Here is a 23179-nt window from a genome sequence, read left to right as displayed (position 1 = left end):
AAATGATGCCGGCCGAGAAATCGCTGACCGCCCGCTTGGACGAGTTGCGCGGAGCGGCGGCCACCAGCCGCCACAACGCCCGCACCATCGCCGCGCTCACCGCCAATCCGGGCTGCGCCCGCCGGGCATTACTCGATGCCGCCGCCGTGGACAAAACGGAGGTGGCCCGGGAACTGGGATTCCCGGCGCAATTCGGCCAGTCGCCCTTCGCCATCACCCGGGGTAACTCCTTCGAGGCCATGGTGAAAGCCCACGGGTGCGCGGAGTTGCTGCGACTGTTGCGCGAGGAACTCGGGCTCACCATTCCCGAAGTGGGGTACCACGATCTGGCGACGGTCGGCGACAACGCCACGAATTCGATCCGCTACCAGCGCACCAAACAGCTACTCGGCCAGGCACTCGCGTCCGGCCAGGGCACGCTGTTCGACCACCCCATGCTGCGCCTGGAGATCGCCGGCGCCCCCGCCTATCTCGAACCCGATGTGGTGGCCCTGCAGATCGGCGGCAAGTTCTACGTGGTCGAGATCAAATCCTTCGCCGTCGTCGACGGCCAGGCCGATCCGGCGCAGGTGGCCTCGGCGGCCCGGCAGTCCGCGGTGTACGTGCTCGCGATGCGGGAACTGCTGCGCGAACTCGGGCACTCCCCCGACGATGTGGCATATCGGGCGATTCTGGTGGCAGCCCGGGATTTCACCAACCGCCCGGTCGCGGCCATGCTGGATCTGCGCAAACAACTCGCGGTGATCGGCCGCCAGCTGTCGCGGCTCACCTCGGTCGACGCCCTGCTGGATCTGGTGCCCCCGGGGGCCTCGTTCACCCCCGGCGACGGACTCCGCGACACCGTCGCGGCCATCCCGTCCCGGTACGCGCCGGAATGCATGTCGAGCTGTGAACTGGCCTTCGCCTGCCGGTCCGAGGCGCGCGACAACGGTTCGGTGGACACGCTGGGCCGCGGGGTCTGCGACGATCTCGGCGGTATCGACAATCTCGACACCGTCCTGGGATTGGCCGAAGGCGCGCTGACCCCGGGACCCGAGCACGCCGATATCGCGGAGATGCTGCGACGGGCCCACGCATTGCGCCTGGAAGTCGCCCGATGAGCGTGCTCGGCGCACTGGCGAAGGCCACCGCGGCCCGGACCGGCCGCGCCGAACCCATCGCCGACCGCCGGCACTACCACCTCTCCGACCGCCCGCTGGTGCTGGTCCCGCTGCGGCTGGCCGGTGAGGCGGCCGCACCGCTGGCGGTGATGTTCGGGTCCGGACCGCACGATTCGACGGTGCTGATCGTCGCCCAGCCGCGCGACCGGGTGCTGCGCCTGCGTTTCATCGAACAGCTCGCCGACCGGGTACTCCCCTATATCTCGGCCTTCTGCGAAGACGCCGAGGAACTCACGGTGAAATCGACGGGCGAAACCTACCTGCGCTACGTCGACGCACCGCAACTGCTGCTCCCGAATCCCGGGGGCGTGGAATTCCTGCGCCTGCTGGGCCGTTCGGTGCGCTTCCATCGCACCGAGGGCGAGAACGCCGTAGCCGAATCGCTACCGCTGCTCGGCCGCTGGCTCACCTGGTTCGGCGACCGTTCCGATTTCCCGGGGTCGAGCGCCTGTCTGGCGATGACCTCGGTACTCACGACCCATTGGGCCTCCGGTCAGTCCTCGCTCGAGGACGGCAATCTGGCCGCCCTGCTCGGCTGGATCGACCCGCCCGCCGGGCTGACCGGACCGCAGGCCGCCGCGCTGGCCGAGGATCCGCTGACAGCGCCCCCCGCGGGCCCGGCCACCGATCCCGGTTTCGACAACGAGGAACTGGCCCCGCTGATCGCCGCCTACGACGGCGCCGGACACGAATGGGCGAAGGTGATCGCGGCGGAACGGCTCGAACAGGCGCTACGCGGTCAGCTCGAACCGACCTGGGAACTGATGTGGCGGGCGGTGGATCTGCTGCGCGCGCTGCCCGAGGGGGCGAGTGTGGAGAAACGCTGGACCGACGACCGCTCAGCGTTCTCCTGGTTCGTCTCCGATATCCCGGAGGGCTATCCGCAGGCACGCCGCGATTCGGCGGTCTCGGCGACCCGGCGGCTGCTCAAACAGGAACAGGCCCTGGACACCTTCCAGGCGCAGCGCGCGTTCGACGATCCGCGGGTGCTCATCGAATACCGCCTGGTCGGTGAGGCGTTCCAGGGGACGGTCGCCGACTGCGAGCCCGAGCGGCGGGCCAAACCCAAATCCCGTGAGGTGCCGCGCCCGTATCTCTGGGTGCACACCTCCGACCCGTTCCGCGGGCGGATCGGGGAAACCCTGATCCGCATCGACCGGCCCGCCCAGAAAGCGGAGGTCGTCGCGGTGGACGACGACGTGATCCAGCTGGAACTGGTGAGCGGTATGGGCCAGGGCAAGAACCCCGCCCCGGGCAGTGTGCCCGAAGAGGGCGACGCCATCGGATTCGCCCGCTTCTCCCCCACCGGTTTCGCCGGGCCGCCCGCCAAACTCCCGCCGCGCGAGGAAACCCCGTGGACGCACGGCGGCCCCCCGCCGGAACCGAACCTCGAACCCGTGGAGGAATGGTCGTGAGCACCGCCGACGAGGTCATCGGCCGGATCCTCGCCGATCTGGACGATCCCGCCCATCGCGCGCTCGTGGTCGACTCCCCGCCGGGCGCGGGAAAATCCACCCTGGTGGTGCGGGCCGCGCGCCAGATGGCCGCCGCCGACGACGAGCAGCGCATGATCGTCGCGCAGACCAACGAACAGGTCGACGATCTCATCGACCGGCTCGCCACGGCCGATCCGGGGCTGCGGATCGGCCGACTCTCCGCGGGTGACTACCGGCCCAGCGCCCGCATCGACCGCGAGAACGTCGACGTCGCCAACCGCGCCGCCGATCTGGAACGCTGCGCGCTGGTGATCGGGACCGCCGCGAAATGGGCCACCCTGGACGAGGGCCGCTGGACCCACGCGATCGTGGACGAGGCCTACCAGATGCGCTCGGATATGTTGCTGCGCATCGCGAACCGGTTCGAACGCGGGCTCTTCGTGGGCGATCCCGGCCAGCTCGACCCGTTCGCCACCGTCGACTCCGACCGCTGGGCCGGCCTGTCCTGGGATCCGACCATGAGCGCGGTCGCGGTGATGCTCAACCACAATCAGGGCATTCCGGTGCACACCCTGCCCGTTTCGTGGCGACTGCCGCCCTCGGCGGCGGAGGTGGTGTCCTCGGCCTTCTATCCCTTCGCCCCGTTCGCGGCCGGTACCCGGCCCGACCAGCGGAGTATGGAGTTCACCACCCGCGGTTTGCGGGGTCCGGTCGACGAGGTGCTGGACGAGGCGGCCGCGCACGGCTGGGCGTATTACGAACTACCCGCCCGGCATACGCTGCGGACCGACGCCGAAGCGGTGGCCGCCATCGCCGATCTCGCCTGCCGGCTGCTGGAACGCGGCGGGGTCGCGCATTCCGAACACGGCACCCGCGAGATCGACGCGAGCCGGATCGCGGTCGGCACGGCCCACCGTGATCAGGCGCAGGCGGTACGGGACGCCCTGGCCGGTACGGTCGCCGCCGCGGTCACCGTCGATACCGCGAACCGGCTGCAGGGCCGCGAGTACGACGTCACCGTCATCCTGCATCCGCTCTCCGGCCGCCGCGACGCGGGTGCGTTCCACCTCGAGGCCGGGCGGCTGTGCGTGCTGGCGTCACGGCACCGGCACGCCTGTATCGTCGTCGGCCGCGCCGGGATCGGGGAACTGCTCGACGCCCACCCCTCGGCCGAACCGGTTTATCTCGGGGTGCCGGTGAAATTCCCCGACGGCTGGGAAGCGAATCAGGCCGTACTCGCCCGGCTGGCGGCCCATCGCGTCCCTGCGCCGGTCTGACCCACCGGCACGCCGGACCGGACCTCTCCCAGCGTCTTCCGGTATGCCCAGCGATTGCCAAGTCCGCGCGCGGCGGGCACGATGACGGGTATGCGAGTCGTGATCGAGCTCCGCCCTGCGCCCGAAGTAGTCTCCGCCGCAATGGAATCCGCCACCCCGATATCCGCGGCCGAGGTCACCGGTGAGCTTCCCGGATTCACACTCGACCCCGGCTTCCCACCGGTCGCCGTATCCGGCACCGCCAATGATACCGCCCAGCAACAGGGCGGATCGTTACTGGTGCGCGGTGAGATCCCCGACGGCGATCAGGCCGCCCGCGCGGCCGTCGCGGGCGCCGCCGGAGTAGGCGGTATCTTCGCCGATCCGGTGATCGAGCCGGTTCTCACCTGCGGCGACGACGGCCCGGTGGGCACCTGGAACGACGTAGCGTCCCGGCTCGGCCGCGACGCCCTCACCGAGGCCGGCCTCACCGGGGCCGGAGTAGCGCTGGCGGTGCTGGACACCGGGATCAACGCGGCCCGGGTGAACCAGGTCGCCGGAGGGACTCTCGCGATCGACGCGGCCCGGAGCTGGAACCCCGCGGGGGTCAGCGGCCGGGCGGGCGAATTCGACGTGGATCACGGCACGATGTGCGCCTTCGACGCGTTCATCACCGCGCCGGGCGCCACCTATCTCGATATCCCGCTGCTGCGCAGCACCCGCTCCGGCGGCAGCCGGATGGACGGACTCCTCTCCGACGCCATCGCCGCCTTCGCCCATCTGCGCACGGTGCTCACCGCGCAGCCGGAGGACAAACGCGCTCTGGTGGTCAGCAACAGCTGGGGTTCGTTCTCCCCGCAGTGGGATTTCCCGGTCGGCGATCCGGGCAACTACTCCGACAACCCGAACCATCCGTTCAATGTCATCGTGGGCGGGCTCGACGCGGCCGGCGCCGATATCCTCTTCGCCGCCGGCAACTGCGGCCGCGACTGCCCCGACGGCCGCTGCGCCTACCCCGACCGGCCCATCACCGGCGCCAACTCCCATCCCGCCGCGCTGTCGGTGGCCGCGGTCGATACCGCCGGGCAGCGGGTCGGCTACTCCTCGCAGGGGCCGGGCCGGCTCAGTGACCGTAAACCGGATCTCTGCGCCTACTCCCACTTCCTGGGCTCCACCGCATTCGGCGCCGACGCCCCGGATTCCGGCACCTCGGCCGCCTGCCCGGTACTGGCCGGGGTGGTCGCGGCATTCCGCACCGAATGGTCCGCCACCGAATTGCCGCCCGCCCGGTTGCGGGAACTGCTCCAGCGCACCGCCGCGGACGCCGGTGGCGCCGGCTTCGACCACGACCACGGGTACGGCCTCGTCGACCCGGGCGCGCTGCTCGCCGAACTGCGCAAGGTCGCCGCACGCGCGTAACGTGAAGGGGTGCCGCTGCTCACCGTCCTGCTCGCCCCCGGCTCGGTTTTCGCCGACGCCGTGCGGGTCCTCGGCCTCACCGAGGACGAGGTGGACGGTGACTACGGCCTGATCGATCTCGATCCGGGCACCGGCCGGTTCTGCCTGCGGGTCGAACCGCACGCGGCGGCCCGCCTCGCCGCCGATCCGGCCGTCACCGTATTCGCGGATCCCACTATCGGCCCGGCCGGGTCCGAGCGTCCGGGGGAGTCGAAATAAGCGTCGCCCATGGGGTTTCGAGAAGTATCCCCGAACCCGTCCCACTCCTGTGCGGTGCTGTGACACGTCACGGTATGTGGTATCGGTAGCTCGTGGAAGGTACACCGTTCGGTCGCTATCGGCTGCTCGAACCGCTCGGATCGGGCGCGATGGGCGAAGTGCACCGTGCCTACGACACCGATACCGACCGGGTGGTGGCGCTGAAGGTCCTGGCCGAGCAGTTCGTCGACGACGAGGTGTATCGCAGCCGTTTCCAGCGGGAGGCCCGGGCCGCGGCGCGGCTGCGGGAACCGCATATCGTCCCGATCCACGATTTCGGTGAGATCGACGGCCGGCTCTATCTGGAGATGCGGCTGATCGAGGGCCCGAACCTGGCCCGCCTGCTGGCCGACAAGGCGCGATTGTCCCCCGCCGCCGCGGTCGCGGTGATCGGCCAGATCGCCGCCGCCCTGGACGCGGCGCACGCCGAAGGCCTGGTGCACCGGGACGTGAAACCCTCGAACATCCTGGTCGCCGACGAGTATTTCGCGTATCTCATCGATTTCGGGATCGCCCGCAGCGAAGGCGACACCACACTCACCGCCACCGGCGCGATGATCGGCACCTTCGCCTATATGGCGCCCGAACGCCTCACCGACGACGACTCCGGTGTGCCCTCGGACGTGTACTCCCTGACCTGTGTGCTCTACGAATGCCTGACCGGCGCGAAACCCTATCCGGGTGAGAGCGTGCAGCGGCAGATCGCGGCCCATCTCAACGATAAGCCGCCCCGGCCCTCCACCACCGGAATCCCGGCCGCCTTCGACGCGGTGATCGCGAAGGGGATGGCCAAGAAACCGGCCGGGCGATACGGATCCGCCGGAGAACTGGCCGCTGCCGCGCAACGGGCCCTGACCCGGATGGACGCCCCGCCGCTCCGGCGGCAGCGCGCGCTCGGGGCAGCGGCGGCGGTGCTGATCTTCGTGGTCGCCGGGGGCACGGCGCTGGCGGTGACCCGCGGCGGCTCCGCGGTGGTCACCGACGCGCCCGATCCCGGGGTGACATCGGCAACCGTGGCGCCACCGCCGTACGGCGACCCCGTCGTCCCGGACCCGGCCGGACCGGTTCCCGCCGACACGGCTCCCTCCGGCGGCCCGGGCCCCCTCCCTCCGCCCGCACCGGAGACCGCGGTGCCGGTACCCGGTGCACCGGCCGCCGAGCCCACGCCGGTCACACCGCACGTGGTCCCGGGAAGCGCCGTCGCCGAACCGGGAGCCAACGAGCCTCCGGCCACGACACCCGCCCCGCCACCACCGGCACCGCCGCCCGTCACGAGCACCTCGTCGCCGCCACCGGTCACCTCCACGACGACACCGCCGGTCACCACGACAGCGACACCGTCCACCACCTCCGCCGCGGCGACGACCACACCGACCGCCGACCCCTCCGCCGAAGGCACCTCGACCGGGTCGGGCGTATCGAGTGAAACGGCCCGCAGCGAATCCTCGGTCACCGCCGAGGGCAGCACGATCGCGACCACGGCGGAGGGCAGCACGATCGCGACGACCGCGGACGGCAGCACAGTGGCGTCCACCACGGAGGGCAGCACGGCCGGCACCCCCACCGGAGCGGGCACGGCCACCACCACCGCGGCACCGCCGATGAGGTGATACGACCGGCCCACCGGAATGTCACCGGATTTCACCCCGGCACCGGAGAGTCGAATCACACCGGCCGCGACACCGATCGGTGCTCACGACCGGCGATAATCGGACCCGACCCGGGCAGTGCGGCTCGACCTCGGAGGTAATCGATGACCCCGGACAACGGACCCGGCCGCCGCGCCGTCATCATCGGCGCCGGGGTCGCGGGACTCACCGCGGGCTCGGCCCTGCGACAGCGCGGATGGCAGGTCGAGGTTCTGGAACGCGCATCCGCCATCGAGCCCGCGGGTTCGGGACTCAGCCTGTGGCCCAACGGTTTACGGGGGCTCGATGCTCTCGGCGTCGGACCGGCGGTCCGGGAACAGGCCATGCCGGCGACCGAGGGCGGGATGCGCGATACCCGCGGCCGCTGGCTCTCCCGTATCGATATCGCCGACCTGCGCGCCCGCTACGGGGATCTGGTGATGATCCACCGGACCCTGCTCTCCGAGATCCTGCGCACGGCGCTGGGTGCCGAACACCTGCGCCTCGGCGCGCCCGCGCACGCGGTGGAATCGGCCGGACCGCGGGTGGTCGTACGGCACGGACTCGGTACTTCCGAGGCCGACCTGGTGATCGGCGCCGACGGAATCAACAGCACGGTCCGCACCACACTGTGGCCGGACGCCCCCGCACCGGTGTACGCCGGTTACACGGCCTGGCGCACGATCGTCACCCCCACCGGCCCGGTCCGTTCCGGAGGCGAGACCCTGGGCCGCGGTGAGCGTTTCGGTATCGCCCCGCTCCGGGACGGCCGGGTCTACTTCTTCGCCACCGCGAATACACCGGCCGGACAGCACGATCCCGAAGGGGAGCTCCAAGCCCTGCGCCACCGCTTCCGCGACTGGCACGATCCCATTCCCGCGCTACTCGACGCCGCCGAACCGGAAGCCCTGCTGCATCACGATATCTACGAACTGCCGCCGCTGCGCAGCTATATCCGCGACCGTGTCGTCCTGCTCGGCGACGCCGCCCACGCCATGACCCCGAACCTCGGGCAGGGTGCGAATCTGGCGATCGAGGATGCCCTGACCCTCGCCGCGGTCCTGGACCGGACACCGGATATCCCTGCCGCACTGACCGGATACGACCGCATCAGGCGGGCCCGGGTGATACCGCTGCAACGGCTTTCGCGCCGGATGGGCACCGCGCTGCAGTGGCCGTGGGGTCCGGTGGCGGCGGTCCGGAACACCGTCTTGCGCCTGGCGCCCGGCGGCGCCGCGCTGCGTTCTCTCGGGCCGATTCTGTCCTGGGAGCCGCCCGGGCGGGCCGGCTAGCGGATCAGACCCATTCCTTCCGGGCGAGGTCCAGGATCACCGGATGCATCAGTGTGGAGGGCTGTTCCCCGGTATCACGGCGGTCCGGGGCGAAAACCGTGGCCGCGGGCAAACTCTGCCGGTCGATCGACCGCAGCGGAGTGGGCGGATCGAGCGCGAGCCGGGGATCCGGCTCGCGGGTGGCCAGAAAGAAACCCCAGTCGCCGAAGCTCGGCACATCCACGTGATAGGGCAGCACATGCAGTCCCGAGGCGCGGATCGTCGCCCCGATGCACCAGTACGAATGGGGCGCGAAGAACGGCGAACCCGATTGCACCACCATCGTCGCGCCGGGGGCCAGCACCTGGGTGGCCATGGCGTAGAACTCGGTGGAGTAGAGCTTGGCGATGGAGGTCTGGTCGGGGTCGGGCACATCGACGATCACCGCGTCGTAATCGGATTCGGCGGTGCGCAGCCAGGCGAACGCGTCGGCGTTGACGGCCCGGACCCGGGGATCGGCGAACGAGTTCCGATTGAGGCCGGTGAGCCGGGCATCGGTGCGGGCCAGCTCGGTCATGGCGGGGTCGAGCTCCACCAGGGTCACCGTCTCCACATCCGGGTAGGTCAGGATCTCCCGCAGCGCCAGACCGTCGCCACCACCGATGACCAGCACGTTCTTACGAGGTCCGGCCAGGGCGGGGTGCACCATCGCCTCGTGGTAGCGGTATTCGTCCACCGACGAGAACTGCAGATCACCGTTGAGGAAAAGCCGGGTATCACGGGTCCCGAACGGGGACACCGATTCGGTGAGCACGATCTTCTGGTACTCGGTCTGCCGCTGCCAGACGATCGGATACGCGAACAGTGCCTGCTGGGCGGTGGCCTCGAACCGATCGGCGTAGACATAGCTGCCGAGCAGTACGGCGGCGACCGCCAGCGTCACCGCGCCCAGCGCCACCCGCAGCAGATGCGAGAGGTCACGCCGGAACCAGACGATGATCAGCACCAGCCCCGCCACGGCGTTGACCACGCCGACGATCAGACTGCCGCGGATCTGCCCGAATACCGGTAGCAGCAGGAACGGGAACGCCAGCCCGCCGAGTAGCGCGCCCACGTAGTCGGCGGCGAACAGATCGGCCACCGCGCTCCCGGCGTCCTGACGCCGGATCCGCTGCAGCATCTCCATCAGCAACGGGATCTCCGCGCCCACCAGCGCGCCGATCACACACGCCGCCAGCACCAGCGCCGCCGTGTACAGGTTCAGCCAGGCGTAGGCCGCGTAGAGCATCAGCACCGACAGTCCGCCGAACAGCGCCAGCGCCAGTTCGACCGCGACGAAGGCCGCGGCCGCCCGGTGCCGCAGTGGTTTCGCGGCGAGCGCGCCGACCCCCATCGCGCACACCATCACACTGAGCGTGATGGACGCCTGGGTCGCGGTGTCACCGATCAGATAGCTGCCCAGCGTCACCAGCGACAGTTCGTAGACCAGCCCACACGCCGCGCAGACGAAAACCGTGGTCAGCAGCGCCACCCGGGCGAAACGCCCCGGCACGCCCCCGGATCCGCGCGCGCTCCCCGCGGGCCCGGAGCCGCCCGCAGGCCGGTCACTTCCGGAGGACGCCGCGACGGAATCCCCTGCCGGCACCTCGGCCGCGACCGTGGCGCCGTGCGTATCCCGCGCCGTCAACTCAGGTGAGCGCGGACGCGACCACCGCCGCGACCGCGATATGGATGGCCGCGCTCACCCACACCCCCGGATGCAGTTCGTGCTCGTTCACCACACCGCGGAATTCGCCCGGCGTGGTGAACTCCAGGATCAGGAACGCCAGCGCCATCGCGACCAGACCGATGATCCCGTACACCGCGCTGGAGACCAGGGCCCGGCCGATCGCGCCCTCGGAGGTCCAGATCGCGGTGGCGACGATGATCCCCACGCCCAGCATGTTCGCCGCCACCAGCAGCGCCGCGTTGCGGTTGCGCTCGATCCAGATCTGATGCCGCAGATTACCGGGGGTGAGCACATCCACCATGACGAACCCGAGCACCATCAGCACGATCCCCAGACCGGAATAGGCCGCCGCGGCCCCGGCGTTCGCGGGCAGGTCTTCGAGCATTGCTTCCTCCTGGAATTGGTCTGTCTGCGAGGGCGGCTATTTACCGTCGCCGGAACCGCCGCCACGGAATCCGCTGTTATCGCTGGGCCAGCCGAACCCGCTGACATAGGTGTGATGCCGGCGGTGGCCGGTGCGGTAGTCGTCGACCAGGATCTTGGCGCCCGATCCGTTCGGCGAGACGGCGATGATGTCGTCGCGATACTGCAGGAACGTCATCGGCCCCGAGGTGCGCCGGTCCAGCGGGCGCGACGCCCGGGCGATCTCGTCGGCGGCCGCGTTCGGCGCCTTGTTCGCGGTGTAGGCCATCCCGTTGTTCGCTTCGTCGAGCTTGGCCGCCCGGGTGTAGTGCGACCCGATATAGGAGCGGGCACTGCTGCCGTCGTCGTCATCGGAACCGCAGCCCGCGAGCACCACGGCCAGGATCGCGCACACGGCAGCGATCACCCAGGATTTACGACTCACTGAAACCTTCCCCCGTCCGGCACGCAGCCCGTCTCGTATCGCAGTTCCTCAGGACGGTGACTGCGGGTAGATCATAATCGCACTCCGGTAGAGCACCTGCCCGATCGCGGCTTCCTTTTTGCCCGATTCCCCGAAATCCTCGAACGACAGCCGCGTTCCGTCCTCGGCCACATAGTCGTGGTAGGCCAGCGTGCCCGACGGCGTGAGCCCGGTGGTCGCCTCGCTCAGGTACTGCGCGTTCCCGGATTCGTCGAGCCGGAACCGCTTCCCGTCGTGCTCGATCTCCTTACCACCGGGCGCCGGAATCCCCGGCGTCTCCGTCCACAGCACCAGTTCGAGGTCGGGATCCTCCTCCACCGACAGCCACTTCCGGCTGCCCTTGGCGGTATCCAGCAGATGTTCGCTCCACTGGTACCCGCCCTCCTTCAGGCGCAGCGACCCGCGGACGCTGTAGGTCTCGCCGAAGATATCGACGATATCCCCCGCCTTCAGGGCGCGCGGATCACCGCGCAGGGCATCGGAATCCTTATCGGCGAACGGATCGACCGGCCCCGCCGGCGCGGCGGGCGTCTTCCGCTTCCGCACCAGCAGGTACACCGCGACACCGGCCACCACGAGCACGATGAGCAACAGGACGAGCAACAGCGCGTCGATGGCAGCCTCCCTCTGGCGATCTCCAGCGGAGACTAGCATTCACCGCCGGAGGTTTCAGACCACCACTGGGGACCCGCGCGGACTCTTCGCCGGTTCCCACCGGCCTCAGGTCGCCTGCGGCGCCTGCACCGGAGGTGGCGCGGGTGGCGCCGACTGGGTGACCTTCGGGTCGGGCAGTCCGTCGGGCGCTTCGGGAGCCGCGCCGGCCTGAGTGCCGGAGTCGAGGCCGGTCGGGTGGAAGAAGTTCTGGAACTTCCCGTACTGCTGGCTGTCCAGATTGTTCGTGTCCAGCGGAACCAACTGCCCGTTGTCGATGAAGTGGGGGCCGTTCCCGTTGTCGACAATGATCGCGCTGTGGTTCTCCCAGGCCACCACATCACCGGTCAGGAGCGGCTTCTCTGGATTCGGTGGGTCGTATACGACCTCCCACGGCTTTTCCGCACTGGCCGCGGCCTCGGTGCCGGCATAAGCGGTACCCGCGTCGATCGCCGGGTTGCCGACCTGCTTGGTCAGCGCGTCCGCGACACTCTGCGGCACATCGACAGTGGATTTATCCGGCAGTACGTAATCGACCGTGGCTCCCGGAGTGTTGATGACGGGCGGTTGACCGGGGTCGGCGGAAGCCGTGACGACTTGACCCGGTGCGCCCTGATCGACAGCGGTGGTGGTAGTGACTCCCGGTGACTGCTGACCGGGGCCGGGGACCGGCCGGTCCTCTTCCCGCTCGTCCTCGTCGTCGCCCTTGTCTTCCTTACTCTGCTGGTCGCCGCCTCCGAACAAGCCACCGGCGCCGCCCATCGTCGACATCGCCGCTATCAGCGGCACTATCGATTCCGCACCGGTGCCGCCCTGATTCACTGCCGGTTGCGCCTGCACAGGTGCACCCTGCTGCTGCGGTTGCTCGCCTTCACCACCGTTGGCGATGTAGTCCATCACCTTGTCTTCGAGACTCTTCGAGTCCCCATCCTCGTCGGTGCCGCCCAGCAGATCCTGGTCGCCGGTCGATCCGGGTGTGGTCGAGTCGTCCCCGATGATCTTGTCGAACTCGTCTTCGACATCGATCGGCTCGGTGTCCTCCTCCGGCTTCTCGGTCGTCTCTTTGTCGTCGCCGGCCCCACCGAAGTTCGGGTCGTTCCCGTTATTACCGTTGCCGTTGTTGCCGTTGTTGCCGTTGCCGTTGCCGGTATTCCCGTCCTTATCGTCTTTGTCGTCCTTATCGTCTTTGTCGTCCTTATCGTCTTTGTCGTCCTTATCGTCTTTATCGTCTTTATCATCCTTCGCGGGCTTATCGAATCCCTCATACTGAGATTCGACCGGCTCGACAGGATAATCGAGGTCGGCAACTGTCTCAGCGAAATCCCACACGCTCTCCGAACAATAAATGACCGCGTCGCGAACGATCTTGTATATGGGCCCCTCTTCGGAAATATGCTGAACACCACCCTGGGCATATTGAGTCGCCAGCGTAGAACCACCGTGGTAACCGGTGACACCGACCTTCGTCTGCTCCCAGATATCTTCATGGGCCGTCTGGATATGGTCGTACATATCGCGATAGACAGTGTCATTGAGGCTGGTGACCTCGCCGGTCAACTCTTTGAGCTTGGAATCCAGCGACGCCCAACGCTCTTCCAGGGCCGCCACCGAGATAGTGGCGCTATCATAGGCGTCGGAAGTTTCACCCGATTGATCGGCGCCGCTTGCCAGCGGGCCGTAGAAATCTGCGGCAAGATTATCGTCCATTGCGACATCATTGCCGTCCTTTTTATCCTGCTTCGGATCGCGAAGGTACTTCAAGAACTGCGGGTTCTCAGTATCCTTCGAGTCCACGGAACCCATTTGATCCATGAGATACCGCAGCTGCATGTTTGCGGTTTCTATACATCCCTGCAGCTCATCCGAAACATCTCCCGGTATATCCCTGAACTCGAGGGGAAATGCGGAGAACTTATCTCCCTTGGAGGGTTCTTTCGATTGAAAGTCCCCATCCCCCAGAAATGTGGTTCGATCGATTTCCTCTTGGTCGGCGCCGTCGTGCCAAACGACGTTCTTGTCCGCCAGGGAGAGATTGCCGTCCCAGTTGTCCGGCACCTTGTCCTTGACCGCGACAAGCCGACCGTCGTTCGTGAGCACGAATTGCGCAGGCTTTTCGTCATCGTCGTCGTCCCAGTCGGAACCGGCGTCCGTCCCTTGAACCCCGTTGTCGGGCGAGGCACCCCAAACACGATCCTCACCGTCCTGCAGCTCGAGCGTATGCGAACCGGCCTGGTTTGCCCCGAGTGTGTACAACGAACCGTGTTCCTGCTCGAACTCGATCCGGTTTCCTTCACTGTCCCCACTCGAAACCTGCGATACCACACTGTTGGTGGTGGTGTCCTTGACGACAATTTTGCCGTCCTCGATCCCCAGCTTGTACCGCTCGTTCTGCGAAGTGAGCCATTTACCCTCGTCCAGGGAATCACCCGGATTGAGAACGCTCTTCTTCTCGCCCATCAGGCCAGACCTCGATCACGCATGAGAACCCCCTCGCTGCAACGGCATCCGAACATACTCGTCAGACCGGCATCGAACCCTTGACCGTAGAACCGCCGTCTTCATCGCGCACCTCGAACGTGGTCGCACCCGAGATAGCAGTGTCTCCGATTCCATATCGCTTGTCGCCGCCCGCCGTGAACCCCCGCTCACGGCCACGGATATGGCTACGCGCGTAGACAATGAAGGCATTCGCCGCCTTGCCGTAGCGACGCTCGAGGCCGGCTTCCCACTCGGGATCCCCCTCTGCCCGCCGATAGTTCACATCGCCGACAGCGTGGTTGCCACGACCTTGGCCACGCATCCGATCCGGCTCCTGAGCAAACTCGTCGGCCATGGCTACGCCTCTTTCCGTCTGGACAGTTGCTTCCATTCTGGGATATACCCACCTCTGGGAACCGTCAGTCGGGGGCGCCGAACTCGGCCTTCTCCAGTCGTTCGTAATCCAACTCGGTAGGAAGACCCAACCTATCGGCAAGCCGGATCCCGGCAGGGGTAGCCATCAACTCGATACGCCGGCCCACTTGCGCTTTCAGTCGGGACAGCCTTGCCACCCGTACGATCTCGGAAGCCAGCCAGTCGTCGCTGCTCTCCCACACCTCGTCGCCGAGATGCAACCCGACTATCAAACCGGTCCGATCGCACGCGACGCCCACCGAGAAGTCCGGGTTGAAAACCTCGAAAGTCTGCGGAAACTGCACGGGAGCCGGACCGGCGCTCCCCGATTCCGGTGTGAACACATTCATCACGAACCCCCGGGCGATGCCACCGGAGTCGTCACGGTAGCTCTTGCGCCGGCCGAGGCCACACTCGGCCCTGAACCGCTATCTGCCGCTGCCGAAGCGCATCGACGGTACTCTCCTGGATCGCCATCGCGATATCGGCGATCAACTCGTCGCGCGAGAAGGACGCAATCGTTCCGGGAGCGATGTACATGCCCATCAATCGCCCCTCCCCGTCCACCTCCGGAATCACTCTGCCGCTGGGTGAAGGTCGCCGTGCCCTGATCCTGCCGACCTCGTCGAACATATCGTCGACTGCGTGCACGAAGGTTCGAGCAGAGTCCAGCGCAGCCGCTGTATCGGGGTGCAGCATATGAGCCCGGGCCCAGTTCTTCGACACGCAACCTCCTCACCGCTGACAATCCAATCTGCCACATCCACCGGCAGTTCCCAATGTTGGGAGGCTGTGGATTTACAACCCCGAGCACAGAAGCGGCCACCGGCCTTTCTCTGTGCCGGGAATGTCCGGAAATCGTGCTATAACGCACTGAGTCCAACTCCGGACGGTTGGTCGTCTGTGTCGACGACACCGGATTCCGGGGTTCTCGGCCGCATGGCAGAGGCAGAGAGAAGATGCGATGAGCCCGACGACGGCCGAGAAGCTCGAGATCGAGCCCCTCCCCCACCCCGATGGAGCCAGCGGGGGTCTCAACGCCGTCATCGACGCGGTCGAGGAGCACATCAACCGGTCGAACCTGCTCCTGGCCGCCGGCTACCCGGGTAGCGGGCCCGATTTCGTCGAATGGCTGGAAAGCAAGAAGCTGCCCGGACAGCAGGAATTGGATACCTCGAAGGACGAGTCCGTCCTCGTCGAGAAGTACACCGACCGGCAGCAGGAGGTCAGGGACTGGGCGGCGGAACTCGAACGCAAGAACAAGGACATCGATACGTCCAGGATCGGCACCTTGAAGACCGCGAACGATACGCACAAGAACATCGACCAGATCGTCGTCGAGCTACGGGGCAAGCTCGAGAACGCGCCCGACCCCAGGAAAGGCGAGGACGATATCTATCGGTTGTCCCCCGCCGCGGAAGCCGATCTGCTGTCGGATCTGCTCGACGCCGCGGAGCGGGTGCACGACGAGATCGAGAACGCGGCGAAATCCGTCGACAACCACGCACGCGATATCGACGGATCGTTTCCGACCATCCCGCGCCGTTTCGACACCGACAGCGGTGGGGTTCCCGCGGCGAGCAACGCCTACCGGCCGCCCGCGGTCAGTAACGCCAGCTACCGGATCACCGACCCGGACGACCCGGTGGGGACCGCTGTCGACCTCGCCAAACGCCAACTCGGGATCAGCGAGAACTCCGAGGAATTCCGGAACAAGCCCTACAACAACGGCAGCGCCTGGTGCGCGTCGTTCACCAGCTGGCTGTGGAAAGAGGCCGGCTACGACGTCTCCTGGACCGACTTCGACTATGTCCCCGCGGTGTGGAACGACGCGGTCGCCATGGATCTGAACCGGGCCAACCCCGGTCAGGCCCAGCCTGGCGACCTGATCGTCTTCGATTGGGAGGGGGACGGTACCCCCGATCACATCGGCATCGTGGAATCGGTGACCGGTACCACGATCAACACCATCGAGGGTAATTCCAGCGACCGCGTGCAACGGCAGCACTACGGGGTCGGCGCGGGCGAGATCGTCGGCGTGGTCAAACCACCGCCCACCGGATCGGAGGGACGGGATTAGCCGACAGATCGGGTAGGACTCGATCGCGGGTCCACTTCCGGCATGCCGATCTCTCGTCTAGGTTCGCGGGATGACAACCGAGGACCGCGGGGCGGTATTCGACGGGGTGAAAATCGGCCGGCCGGCGACCGGGGCGCTGATCGATGCGGGTTACCGGTCGATCACCGACCTACCGTCGCGGCTCGACGACCTCCTCGTCCTGCACGGCGTGGGCCCGCGCGCGATCCGGCTCCTGGCCGCGGCGCGTGACGGCGAAACCGGCTGAGCAGCAAGGTATTCCCGAGAGGACACCGGCCGCAGCCGAAACGCCGATCAGTTGTGGAACCGCAGGTCGGGCCAGGGCGGACGGCGTAGCACAGCGAGACTGCCGATCACGGCCGCCAGTAGGCCGATCAATTCCCCCATGAGTGCGAGCCGATAGACGTCGACCGCCGGAACCCAGGTGGCCGCGCCCTCGCGGACGACGAAGACACCCGCCGGTCGCATGGTGGCGCTCAGGAGGCTACGGCGGGAGACCGTGATGACGATGGCCCCGTCGGCCGTTTCGAACGGTTCACCGTAGACCGGCGCGATATCGGCGGCCGGAAGGCCCAGTCGTTCACGAATGGTCACAGCACAACCGTTCCGTCCGATTCGATTCGCCAGGCCGGGTTGTGCGCGATCTCCCAGACGACCCCGTTCGGATCGGCGACATGACCGTTGAAGATTCCACCGAATTCGCTCTCCCGCGGCGTTTTGAGAACCACGCCGCCCGCGGCGACCATGGCCTGGACCGTGGACAGCACCCGATCGCGATCGGCGACATTGTGCGAGAGCGTCAGCCCCGACACCGCCGCGCGATCGGAACCGTCGGCGATATCGGCATTGAATTTGTCCGCGAGGAAGAACCCCAGAACCAGCCCGGACGCTATCTGGAAGAAGATGATCTCACCCGGCACATCCATGAGCGGTCGCCAGCCCAGGCCGTCGACGTAGAACCGCCGCGCCGCGTCGAGGTCGGCCGTCGCGATCGTCAGGAAATGCGCCTGCTGCTCCACGAAGCCTCCTCGTCGTCCACCGGCAGCGACCTGTCGCCAGCCTACCGCCGCGCCCCGGCGAACACGCCGAATCAACCCTCGCCGGTGGGTCCCGGATCGCGGTGTGCGCTCGTCACCGCGAGACCGGCGGTCCGGCAGCTGATCGGGATGCGAAAGACCACCAACGCCAGCACTTTCGAAGCCGTATAAGACATGCTGCGGGCGCGGAGACACTGTGTCAGGGTCGCCGTATCGTGATGCGGCACTTGCGCACTCGTGACTTCACCTCGTGGACCGAAGATCTCGCCGCGCGAGCCGTCGAACTCAGGCGTCCGGTACGGACCCGACCCGCTGTGGGGCGCGGCCGGGGAGAGGCACACCCCGCGGAGCCTCTCCCGCCCCGGCTCGCCACGGACCGCTCAGGCGGCCGCCCATTTCTCGGGGTGCAGGTAGTGCTGGACGAGGGCGTTCGCATGCCCGTGCCCGAACCCGTGCTCGGTCTTCAGCAGGTCGACCAGTTCCTTGTGCGCCGCGAGCCCGGATTCGCTGAGGACGGCCTTCCATTCGTCGATGCCGCGTCCGTATTTCGCTTCGATGGACGGGAAGTAGGACGCGGGGCCCTTCGGGGTGTTCGGCATCGTCATCTCCTTGGTCTCTGTGGAACCTGATCAGGAGACGAACCCGCGGACGACGATTCATCGGAAGGCCGCGCATTGTGTCCCACATCACTCCGATTCGCTTGTTCGCCGCCCCTCGGTCGCCGGGCGGCCCCGGTCGCCGGTCTGCTCCCCAACCACGGAACAACCACGCATTCGCGTAATGCTTAGCTCCGGTCAACAATTGGCGCCGTGCAAACCACCGCTCCCCCCGGTCGGGCGACCGGCACGCTCCGATGGCCGGCTGCAGCCGGCCCGCGAGTCTCGCCGCGCGTTCGCACCGAACCCCGGCGGACCCGGTATGCCGAGGCTCGATGGGCACATTGACGCGATTGGCATCGAGCCTGACCGACAGAATCGCACGTTCGCTGCGTCTCGGCACGCATTCCACGGCCGCGGAAGTCGGCGGGCTGACCGGTAAAATGCGTAGCGCCGGAACGGCACACAGCGATCTGGACAACGCGATGCCACGGGAATTCGACCGGGATGGAACCGGATTCTTCGATTCGGACTTCGGAGTCCGGGTCCCGCGATCCGGACCACCGTATTCGACTGTCTCCTTACAAAGAGAATATGTAGGCGAGAACAAGAAGAACAACGAGGCATGGGGGAAGCATGCAGTGAAATACTATGGCGAATCCAGAAGGCAAAGATTCCTGGTAACGGTCCGCGACGGTTTCCTGTATGACAATCGTGGCCGGCTGTTGTCCACCAAGGGCGGCCGCTGGCTCGAAAATGCCGCCTTGTTCGTGATGGATGAGCAGGGCCGCATATTCATGTCGACCAAAGCCAAGGCCGGTCACTTCCATCACTCGAGTTTGGTCGCCGGGGAGCCCGTGGCCGCGGCGGGAACGATTCGGGTCCTGAAAGGTCAGGTACAGCAGATAACAAACGACAGCGGGCACTACAAGCCCGATAAGGCACTCACTCTGCAGTTCATCCACCACCTCCACAGCCTGGGCGTGGAGAGGATCGGTCCCGATATGGTCAAATTTGTCGAGAGGAATTAGCGAATGCCCGAAGGTACCAGCGAGTGGAGCAATATGGTGCGCGCCCTGCTCTACCGTATTCAATTCGAAGATCGGATCGATGCGAACGTAGTGCACAGCGTGGCAACCGCACTCATCGAGGACCCCCTGTGGGACCTCACGCCGGAGCAGGAATACGAAACTCTGACCACGGCGCTGCAATTGCGACACCCCCTACCACAGGAACGCCCGTCGAAGATGGCGGACCGAGAAGTCCTGGAGTTCCTCTCCTCCGTCGTTTCGAGGATGGATGCACTACGGCCGTGGCCGATCCGGCTGTTCGATGTTCTGCCGGACGAGAGACTGTCCGATTTCACCTCGCTCGCACCCATCGCGAATCTCGATCTCGCTGTGGAGGAGGTCGAAGATCGGATCGACCGACTCTTCGATTTCGAAGACTACGGAGATTTCCTGCTGATCCGATTGCAGTCGGGGAACGAAGTCGGTTTGCTGAGTCCGGGCGAATCGGGAGACGAACCGGTCAGCGTGGTCAGCACCGCCCGGGGCATCCCCGCGACGGAAATTATCGACGAGCTGGCAGCGGCCTCGGGGCTGGACAGGGAGTTGTTCCTGCTACGCGAATGAACTGTGGCCGTGGTGGTCGTGGCGCGACGGCAGGCGTGACGGTTCGCACGCGTCGATGTCCGGCTGCCGACGTTGCACCAGCAGCACCGGCCATCCCTGCGCTTCGCCCAGCCGACCTCGCGCGTCGACCGAATTTCGGCGAAAGCCTGTGCGGCCTCTACCACTGACGCAGTCGAGCCCTCCCGCAGCTGCGGGAGGGCTCGAAAGACAGAGCGACCCTACGACTTACACGTCGAAGTAGAGCTCGAACTCGTAGGGGTGCGGACGCAGGTTCACCGGGGCGATTTCCTGCTCGCGCTTGATGCCGATCCAGGTTTCGATCAGGTCCGAGGTGAAGACGTTGCCCTCGGTCAGGTAATCGTGGTCCGCCTCGAGGCGGTCGATCACCGACGCCAGGCTGGTGGGGGCCTGCGGGATGTTCTTGGCCTCCTCCGGCGGGAGCTCGTAGAGATCCTTGTCGACCGGGGCCAGCGGCTCGATCTTCTTCTTGATGCCGTCCAGGCCGGCCATCAGCATGGCGGCGAAGGCCAGGTACGGGTTGCCCGAGGAGTCCGGCGCGCGGAACTCGATGCGCTTGGCCTTCGGGTTGTTGCCGGTGACCGGGATGCGGACCGCGGCGGAGCGGTTGCGCTGCGAGTACACCAGGTTGATCGGGGCCTCGAAGCCCGGGACCAGGCGGTGGTAGGAGTTCACCGTCGGGTTGGTGAACGCCAGCAGGGACGGGGCGTGGTGCAGGATGCCGCCGATGTAGTGGCGCGCCAGATCCGACAGGCCGCCGTAGCCGGCCTCGTCGTGGAACAGCGGCTTGCCGTCCTTCCACAGCGACTGGTGCGCGTGCATACCCGAGCCGTTGTCGCCGAACAGCGGCTTCGGCATGAAGGTGACGGTCTTGCCCTCGGCCCAGGCGGTGTTCTTGACGATGTACTTGAACAGCTGCAGATCGTCGGCCGCGCCCAGCAGGGTGTTGAACTTGTAGTTGATCTCGGCCTGACCGGCGGTGCCGACCTCGTGGTGGCCGCGCTCCAGCTCGAACCCGGCGTTCTGCAGGTTGGTGGAGATCTTGTCGCGCAGGTCGACGTAGTGGTCGTAGGGGGCGACGGGGAAGTAGCCGCCCTTGTTACGGACCTTGTAGCCGCGGTTCGGGCTGCCGTCGGGGTTGGTCGCCGCGCCGGTGTTCCAGGAGCCGGAGATCGACTCGACCTCGTAGAAGGCGCCGTTCATACCGGAGTCGTAGCGGACCGAGTCGAAGATGTAGAACTCGGCCTCGGCGCCGAAGTAGGCGGTATCGGCGATACCGGTGGAGCGCAGGTACTCCTCCGCCTTACGGGCGATATTGCGCGGGTCGCGGGAGTAGGACTCGCGGGTGAAGGGGTCGTGCACGAAGAAGTTCATGTTGAGCGTCTTCGCCGCACGGAACGGGTCCAGCGCCGCGGTGCTGTAGTCGGGCAGCAGCAGCATGTCGGACTCGTCGATGGACTGGAAGCCCCGCACCGAGGAACCATCGAAGGCCAGGCCCTCTTCGGCCAGGTCGGCGGTGAACGCCTTCGCCGGGATGGAGAAGTGCTGCTGCACACCGGGCAGATCGCTGAAGCGGATGTCGACGTATTCGACATCCTGATCCGCGATGTACTTGATGACCTCGTCGGCCGTGCTGAACGTCACTTAGTTCTCCTTACGGATAGATTCCCAGCCAGTATCGAGTGCAGGGCGTCGCGCCCCGACGCTATGGACAGGGTGTTTCCCGCCAGTCAAGAGTGTGTTTCGCCAGTGTTACACGTCGTGTCGGCGGGGTGTCTTGGGCCACGCCACGAACAGTGGGTTCGGCTCCGGGCCCGCAACCAGGCCGTCGACCGGCACGAACGCCGGGTTTGTCCGAATATCCCGCCGAAGCGAGGGCGGAGGCTACGCCTATCCTGGGAGCATGGCACGTATCACCGGCTCCTGGCTCTCCGGCCCTCCCGTCGCCTCGGGTAAGGGTGCCGACGACGATTACGCGGGAGCCGAGCTGGGGTTGCCGCGCGACGGCGCCGGATCGCTACCCGGAATGTCCCGGCGAGTGATCGCGATGCTGGTCGACTGGCTGATCGCGGTCGGGATCTCGGCGTTGATCGCGCAGGGGATGCCCGCCTCGTCGGTGAACCTCGGCATCTGGTTCGTGATCGGGGTCGCGGCGGTGACGCTGTTCGGGTTCACCCCCGGGCAGTACTTCCTCCGGATCCGGGTGATCCGGGTGGACGCCGACGCCCCGGTCGGGTTCCTGCGGGCGCTCGGGCGTCAGGTCCTGCTGGTGTTCGTTATCCCCGCGCTGTTCACCGACGCGGACGGGCGCGGGATGCACGACCGCGCGACCGGGACCGCGGTGGTCCGGTCCCGCTGACCTCGGCCGGCCGTATCGCGGCGGCCGAGGTCGCGGGCGGCCTGTCAGCGGCGGCGGATGGTGCGCTGCATCCCGCGCATCTTGGCGTTGGTGGGCATCGGACCCTTCGGCATCGCCGGACCGCCGCTGCGCGAGCTCAGCGCGCTCAGCCGGCCCTCGATCTGATCCATCCGCTTGGTGTCGATATTGCGGGGCAGTTTGGTGAGGTAGCGCTGGAGTTCCTTGAGCGGGACCTGGCCCTCGTCGTTACCGACGACCACGTCGTAGATCGGGGTATCGCCGACGAGGCGCGCGGTGCGCTTCTTCTCCTGGGCCAGCAGTGAGCGCAGCCGCTGCGGTGAGCCCTCGGCCACGAAGATCACCCCGGGCAGGCCGATCACCCGGTGCACGGCGTCGAGCTGGGTGGTGGCCGCGATCCCGTTGCTGACCCGCCATTTGCCCTGCAGGTTGTCCAGCACCCAGGCAGCGGCACCGGCCTGGCCTTCGGCTTTGCCGTAGACGCTCTTCTGGACCCGGCGGCCGAAGATGATGAAGGCGAACAGCACGCCCAGCAGCAGGCCCAGCGGCAGCAGGAACCACTGCACCCCGAAGAGGAACCCGATCCCGAACAGCACCAGCGTGGTGACCAGGACGGCGCCGATCATCAGCGGCAACAGCAGCTTGTCTTCTTTGCGCTGCATCTGGAACGCCTGCCAGATCTGCTGACGACGTTCCTTCGACTGTGCCTTGCGCGCCGCTTTCGCGGCGGCTTTCGCCTCTTTGTCGGCTTTGCCTGCTGCCATGGTTCCCAGAATAATGCCCACGCCACGAGC

The 23179-nt window shown here is 67.0% G+C and carries 25 protein-coding genes; 12 read left to right on the top strand and 13 right to left on the bottom strand.

Features of this window, described 5'->3' with window-relative positions; translation table 11 throughout:
* Positions 1-2: 2 nt before the first annotated feature.
* The 7 genes from ACZ6SF_RS18280 to ACZ6SF_RS18250 all read left to right on the top strand — a co-directional run bounded on the left by ACZ6SF_RS18280 (position 3) and on the right by ACZ6SF_RS18250 (position 8488).
* Entirely contained in the window at positions 3-1100 is a 1098-nt protein-coding gene (locus ACZ6SF_RS18280) for a hypothetical protein (RefSeq protein ID WP_466063331.1), read from the top strand.
* The gene (locus ACZ6SF_RS18275; protein ID WP_466063330.1) at positions 1097-2575 is read left to right on the top strand and encodes a hypothetical protein; all 1479 of its coding nucleotides are present in this window, start codon (positions 1097-1099) and stop codon (positions 2573-2575) included. The genes ACZ6SF_RS18280 and ACZ6SF_RS18275 overlap by 4 nt, the downstream gene beginning before the upstream one ends.
* The gene (locus ACZ6SF_RS18270; protein ID WP_466063328.1) at positions 2572-3873 is read left to right on the top strand and encodes an AAA domain-containing protein; all 1302 of its coding nucleotides are present in this window, start codon (positions 2572-2574) and stop codon (positions 3871-3873) included. Before ACZ6SF_RS18275 ends, ACZ6SF_RS18270 begins: the two co-directional genes overlap by 4 nt.
* A gap of 141 nt (positions 3874-4014) precedes the next feature.
* Positions 4015-5271 (top strand): S8 family peptidase, encoded by a 1257-nt coding sequence (locus ACZ6SF_RS18265; protein ID WP_466063327.1) that lies wholly within the window; start codon positions 4015-4017, stop codon positions 5269-5271.
* A gap of 9 nt (positions 5272-5280) precedes the next feature.
* On the top strand, positions 5281-5529 hold the full coding sequence (locus tag ACZ6SF_RS18260) for a hypothetical protein (RefSeq protein WP_466063326.1): 249 nt from the start codon (positions 5281-5283) through the stop codon (positions 5527-5529).
* Positions 5530-5621: 92 nt separating this feature from the next.
* The gene (locus tag ACZ6SF_RS18255) at positions 5622-7178 is read left to right on the top strand and encodes a serine/threonine-protein kinase (RefSeq protein ID WP_466063325.1); all 1557 of its coding nucleotides are present in this window, start codon (positions 5622-5624) and stop codon (positions 7176-7178) included.
* 143 nt (positions 7179-7321) lie between these two features.
* Positions 7322-8488 (top strand): FAD-dependent monooxygenase, encoded by a 1167-nt coding sequence (locus tag ACZ6SF_RS18250; protein ID WP_466063323.1) that lies wholly within the window; start codon positions 7322-7324, stop codon positions 8486-8488.
* Between the two features lie 4 nt (positions 8489-8492).
* Here ACZ6SF_RS18250 and ACZ6SF_RS18245 read toward each other — a convergent pair whose 3' ends face one another.
* The 8 genes from ACZ6SF_RS18245 to ACZ6SF_RS18210 all read right to left on the bottom strand — a co-directional run bounded on the left by ACZ6SF_RS18245 (position 8493) and on the right by ACZ6SF_RS18210 (position 15351).
* Positions 8493-10019 carry a polyamine aminopropyltransferase gene (locus ACZ6SF_RS18245; protein WP_466063322.1) on the bottom strand — a complete coding sequence of 509 codons (1527 nt, stop codon included), beginning with the start codon at positions 10017-10019 and terminating at the stop codon, positions 8493-8495.
* 136 nt (positions 10020-10155) lie between these two features.
* The gene (locus ACZ6SF_RS18240; protein ID WP_449994372.1) at positions 10156-10581 is read right to left on the bottom strand and encodes a DUF350 domain-containing protein; all 426 of its coding nucleotides are present in this window, start codon (positions 10579-10581) and stop codon (positions 10156-10158) included.
* 36 nt (positions 10582-10617) lie between these two features.
* Positions 10618-11043, bottom strand: a complete 426-nt coding sequence (locus tag ACZ6SF_RS18235) for a DUF4247 domain-containing protein (protein ID WP_466063320.1) — start codon at positions 11041-11043, stop codon at positions 10618-10620.
* Between the two features lie 48 nt (positions 11044-11091).
* A complete protein-coding gene (locus tag ACZ6SF_RS18230) occupies positions 11092-11736 on the bottom strand; it encodes a DUF4178 domain-containing protein (protein ID WP_466063319.1) in 645 nt (214 codons plus the stop codon).
* Positions 11737-11802: 66 nt separating this feature from the next.
* Positions 11803-14190, bottom strand: a complete 2388-nt coding sequence (locus tag ACZ6SF_RS18225) for a hypothetical protein (protein ID WP_466063318.1) — start codon at positions 14188-14190, stop codon at positions 11803-11805.
* A 61-nt stretch (positions 14191-14251) separates the two neighbouring features.
* A complete protein-coding gene (locus ACZ6SF_RS18220; RefSeq protein WP_466063317.1) occupies positions 14252-14566 on the bottom strand; it encodes a hypothetical protein in 315 nt (104 codons plus the stop codon).
* A 64-nt stretch (positions 14567-14630) separates the two neighbouring features.
* Complete coding sequence (locus tag ACZ6SF_RS18215) at positions 14631-14975, bottom strand: hypothetical protein (RefSeq protein ID WP_466063315.1); 345 nt, start codon at positions 14973-14975, stop codon at positions 14631-14633.
* A gap of 31 nt (positions 14976-15006) precedes the next feature.
* The gene (locus tag ACZ6SF_RS18210) at positions 15007-15351 is read right to left on the bottom strand and encodes a hypothetical protein (RefSeq protein WP_466063314.1); all 345 of its coding nucleotides are present in this window, start codon (positions 15349-15351) and stop codon (positions 15007-15009) included.
* Positions 15352-15589: 238 nt separating this feature from the next.
* Here ACZ6SF_RS18210 and ACZ6SF_RS18205 point away from each other — a divergent pair, with 238 nt between their 5' ends.
* Positions 15590-16705 (top strand): C40 family peptidase, encoded by a 1116-nt coding sequence (locus tag ACZ6SF_RS18205; protein ID WP_466063313.1) that lies wholly within the window; start codon positions 15590-15592, stop codon positions 16703-16705.
* 70 nt (positions 16706-16775) lie between these two features.
* Positions 16776-16970, top strand: coding sequence for a helix-hairpin-helix domain-containing protein (locus ACZ6SF_RS18200; protein ID WP_466063311.1), 195 nt, complete (start codon positions 16776-16778; stop codon positions 16968-16970).
* Positions 16971-17017: 47 nt separating this feature from the next.
* Here ACZ6SF_RS18200 and ACZ6SF_RS18195 read toward each other — a convergent pair whose 3' ends face one another.
* The 3 genes from ACZ6SF_RS18195 to ACZ6SF_RS18185 form a co-directional block, all read right to left on the bottom strand.
* On the bottom strand, positions 17018-17317 hold the full coding sequence (locus ACZ6SF_RS18195) for a hypothetical protein (protein WP_466063310.1): 300 nt from the start codon (positions 17315-17317) through the stop codon (positions 17018-17020).
* Entirely contained in the window at positions 17314-17742 is a 429-nt protein-coding gene (locus ACZ6SF_RS18190; protein ID WP_466063309.1) for a VOC family protein, read from the bottom strand. Before ACZ6SF_RS18190 ends, ACZ6SF_RS18195 begins: the two co-directional genes overlap by 4 nt.
* A 398-nt stretch (positions 17743-18140) precedes the next feature.
* Entirely contained in the window at positions 18141-18359 is a 219-nt protein-coding gene (locus tag ACZ6SF_RS18185; RefSeq protein WP_466063308.1) for a DUF4287 domain-containing protein, read from the bottom strand.
* A 332-nt stretch (positions 18360-18691) separates the two neighbouring features.
* On the opposite strand from ACZ6SF_RS18185, the gene ACZ6SF_RS18180 reads away from it, so the two are divergent.
* A complete protein-coding gene (locus tag ACZ6SF_RS18180) occupies positions 18692-19387 on the top strand; it encodes a hypothetical protein (RefSeq protein WP_466063307.1) in 696 nt (231 codons plus the stop codon).
* Positions 19388-19390: 3 nt separating this feature from the next.
* Entirely contained in the window at positions 19391-19990 is a 600-nt protein-coding gene (locus ACZ6SF_RS18175; RefSeq protein ID WP_466063306.1) for a hypothetical protein, read from the top strand.
* Positions 19991-20215: 225 nt separating this feature from the next.
* Here the strand turns inward: ACZ6SF_RS18175 and glnA are convergent, their stop codons facing one another.
* A complete protein-coding gene (glnA, locus tag ACZ6SF_RS18170) occupies positions 20216-21652 on the bottom strand; it encodes a type I glutamate--ammonia ligase (protein ID WP_466063305.1) in 1437 nt (478 codons plus the stop codon).
* Positions 21653-21911: 259 nt separating this feature from the next.
* On the opposite strand from glnA, the gene ACZ6SF_RS18165 reads away from it, so the two are divergent.
* The gene (locus ACZ6SF_RS18165; protein ID WP_466063304.1) at positions 21912-22367 is read left to right on the top strand and encodes an RDD family protein; all 456 of its coding nucleotides are present in this window, start codon (positions 21912-21914) and stop codon (positions 22365-22367) included.
* Between the two features lie 44 nt (positions 22368-22411).
* Here ACZ6SF_RS18165 and ACZ6SF_RS18160 read toward each other — a convergent pair whose 3' ends face one another.
* Positions 22412-23149 (bottom strand): DUF4191 domain-containing protein, encoded by a 738-nt coding sequence (locus ACZ6SF_RS18160; RefSeq protein WP_466063303.1) that lies wholly within the window; start codon positions 23147-23149, stop codon positions 22412-22414.
* Positions 23150-23179 lie beyond the last annotated feature (30 nt).

Source organism: Nocardia sp. NPDC049935 (assembly GCF_055586645.1).
This window is presented reverse-complemented; position numbering and strand designations above follow the sequence as displayed.

Coding starts and splice junctions, on each gene's coding strand:
- ACZ6SF_RS18275 (WP_466063330.1), top strand. CDS start 1,097: ATGAGCGTGCTCGGCGCACTGGCGAAGGCCACCGCGGCCCGGACCGGC.
- ACZ6SF_RS18220 (WP_466063317.1), bottom strand. CDS start 14,566: ATGGCCGACGAGTTTGCTCAGGAGCCGGATCGGATGCGTGGCCAAGGT.
- ACZ6SF_RS18175 (WP_466063306.1), top strand. CDS start 19,391: ATGCCCGAAGGTACCAGCGAGTGGAGCAATATGGTGCGCGCCCTGCTC.
- ACZ6SF_RS18205 (WP_466063313.1), top strand. CDS start 15,590: ATGAGCCCGACGACGGCCGAGAAGCTCGAGATCGAGCCCCTCCCCCAC.
- ACZ6SF_RS18240 (WP_449994372.1), bottom strand. CDS start 10,581: ATGCTCGAAGACCTGCCCGCGAACGCCGGGGCCGCGGCGGCCTATTCC.
- ACZ6SF_RS18225 (WP_466063318.1), bottom strand. CDS start 14,190: ATGGGCGAGAAGAAGAGCGTTCTCAATCCGGGTGATTCCCTGGACGAG.
- ACZ6SF_RS18160 (WP_466063303.1), bottom strand. CDS start 23,149: ATGGCAGCAGGCAAAGCCGACAAAGAGGCGAAAGCCGCCGCGAAAGCG.
- ACZ6SF_RS18185 (WP_466063308.1), bottom strand. CDS start 18,359: ATGCCGAACACCCCGAAGGGCCCCGCGTCCTACTTCCCGTCCATCGAA.
- ACZ6SF_RS18280 (WP_466063331.1), top strand. CDS start 3: ATGATGCCGGCCGAGAAATCGCTGACCGCCCGCTTGGACGAGTTGCGC.
- ACZ6SF_RS18250 (WP_466063323.1), top strand. CDS start 7,322: ATGACCCCGGACAACGGACCCGGCCGCCGCGCCGTCATCATCGGCGCC.
- ACZ6SF_RS18165 (WP_466063304.1), top strand. CDS start 21,912: ATGGCACGTATCACCGGCTCCTGGCTCTCCGGCCCTCCCGTCGCCTCG.
- ACZ6SF_RS18200 (WP_466063311.1), top strand. CDS start 16,776: ATGACAACCGAGGACCGCGGGGCGGTATTCGACGGGGTGAAAATCGGC.
- ACZ6SF_RS18265 (WP_466063327.1), top strand. CDS start 4,015: ATGGAATCCGCCACCCCGATATCCGCGGCCGAGGTCACCGGTGAGCTT.
- ACZ6SF_RS18230 (WP_466063319.1), bottom strand. CDS start 11,736: ATGCTAGTCTCCGCTGGAGATCGCCAGAGGGAGGCTGCCATCGACGCG.
- ACZ6SF_RS18180 (WP_466063307.1), top strand. CDS start 18,692: ATGGGCACATTGACGCGATTGGCATCGAGCCTGACCGACAGAATCGCA.
- ACZ6SF_RS18215 (WP_466063315.1), bottom strand. CDS start 14,975: ATGAATGTGTTCACACCGGAATCGGGGAGCGCCGGTCCGGCTCCCGTG.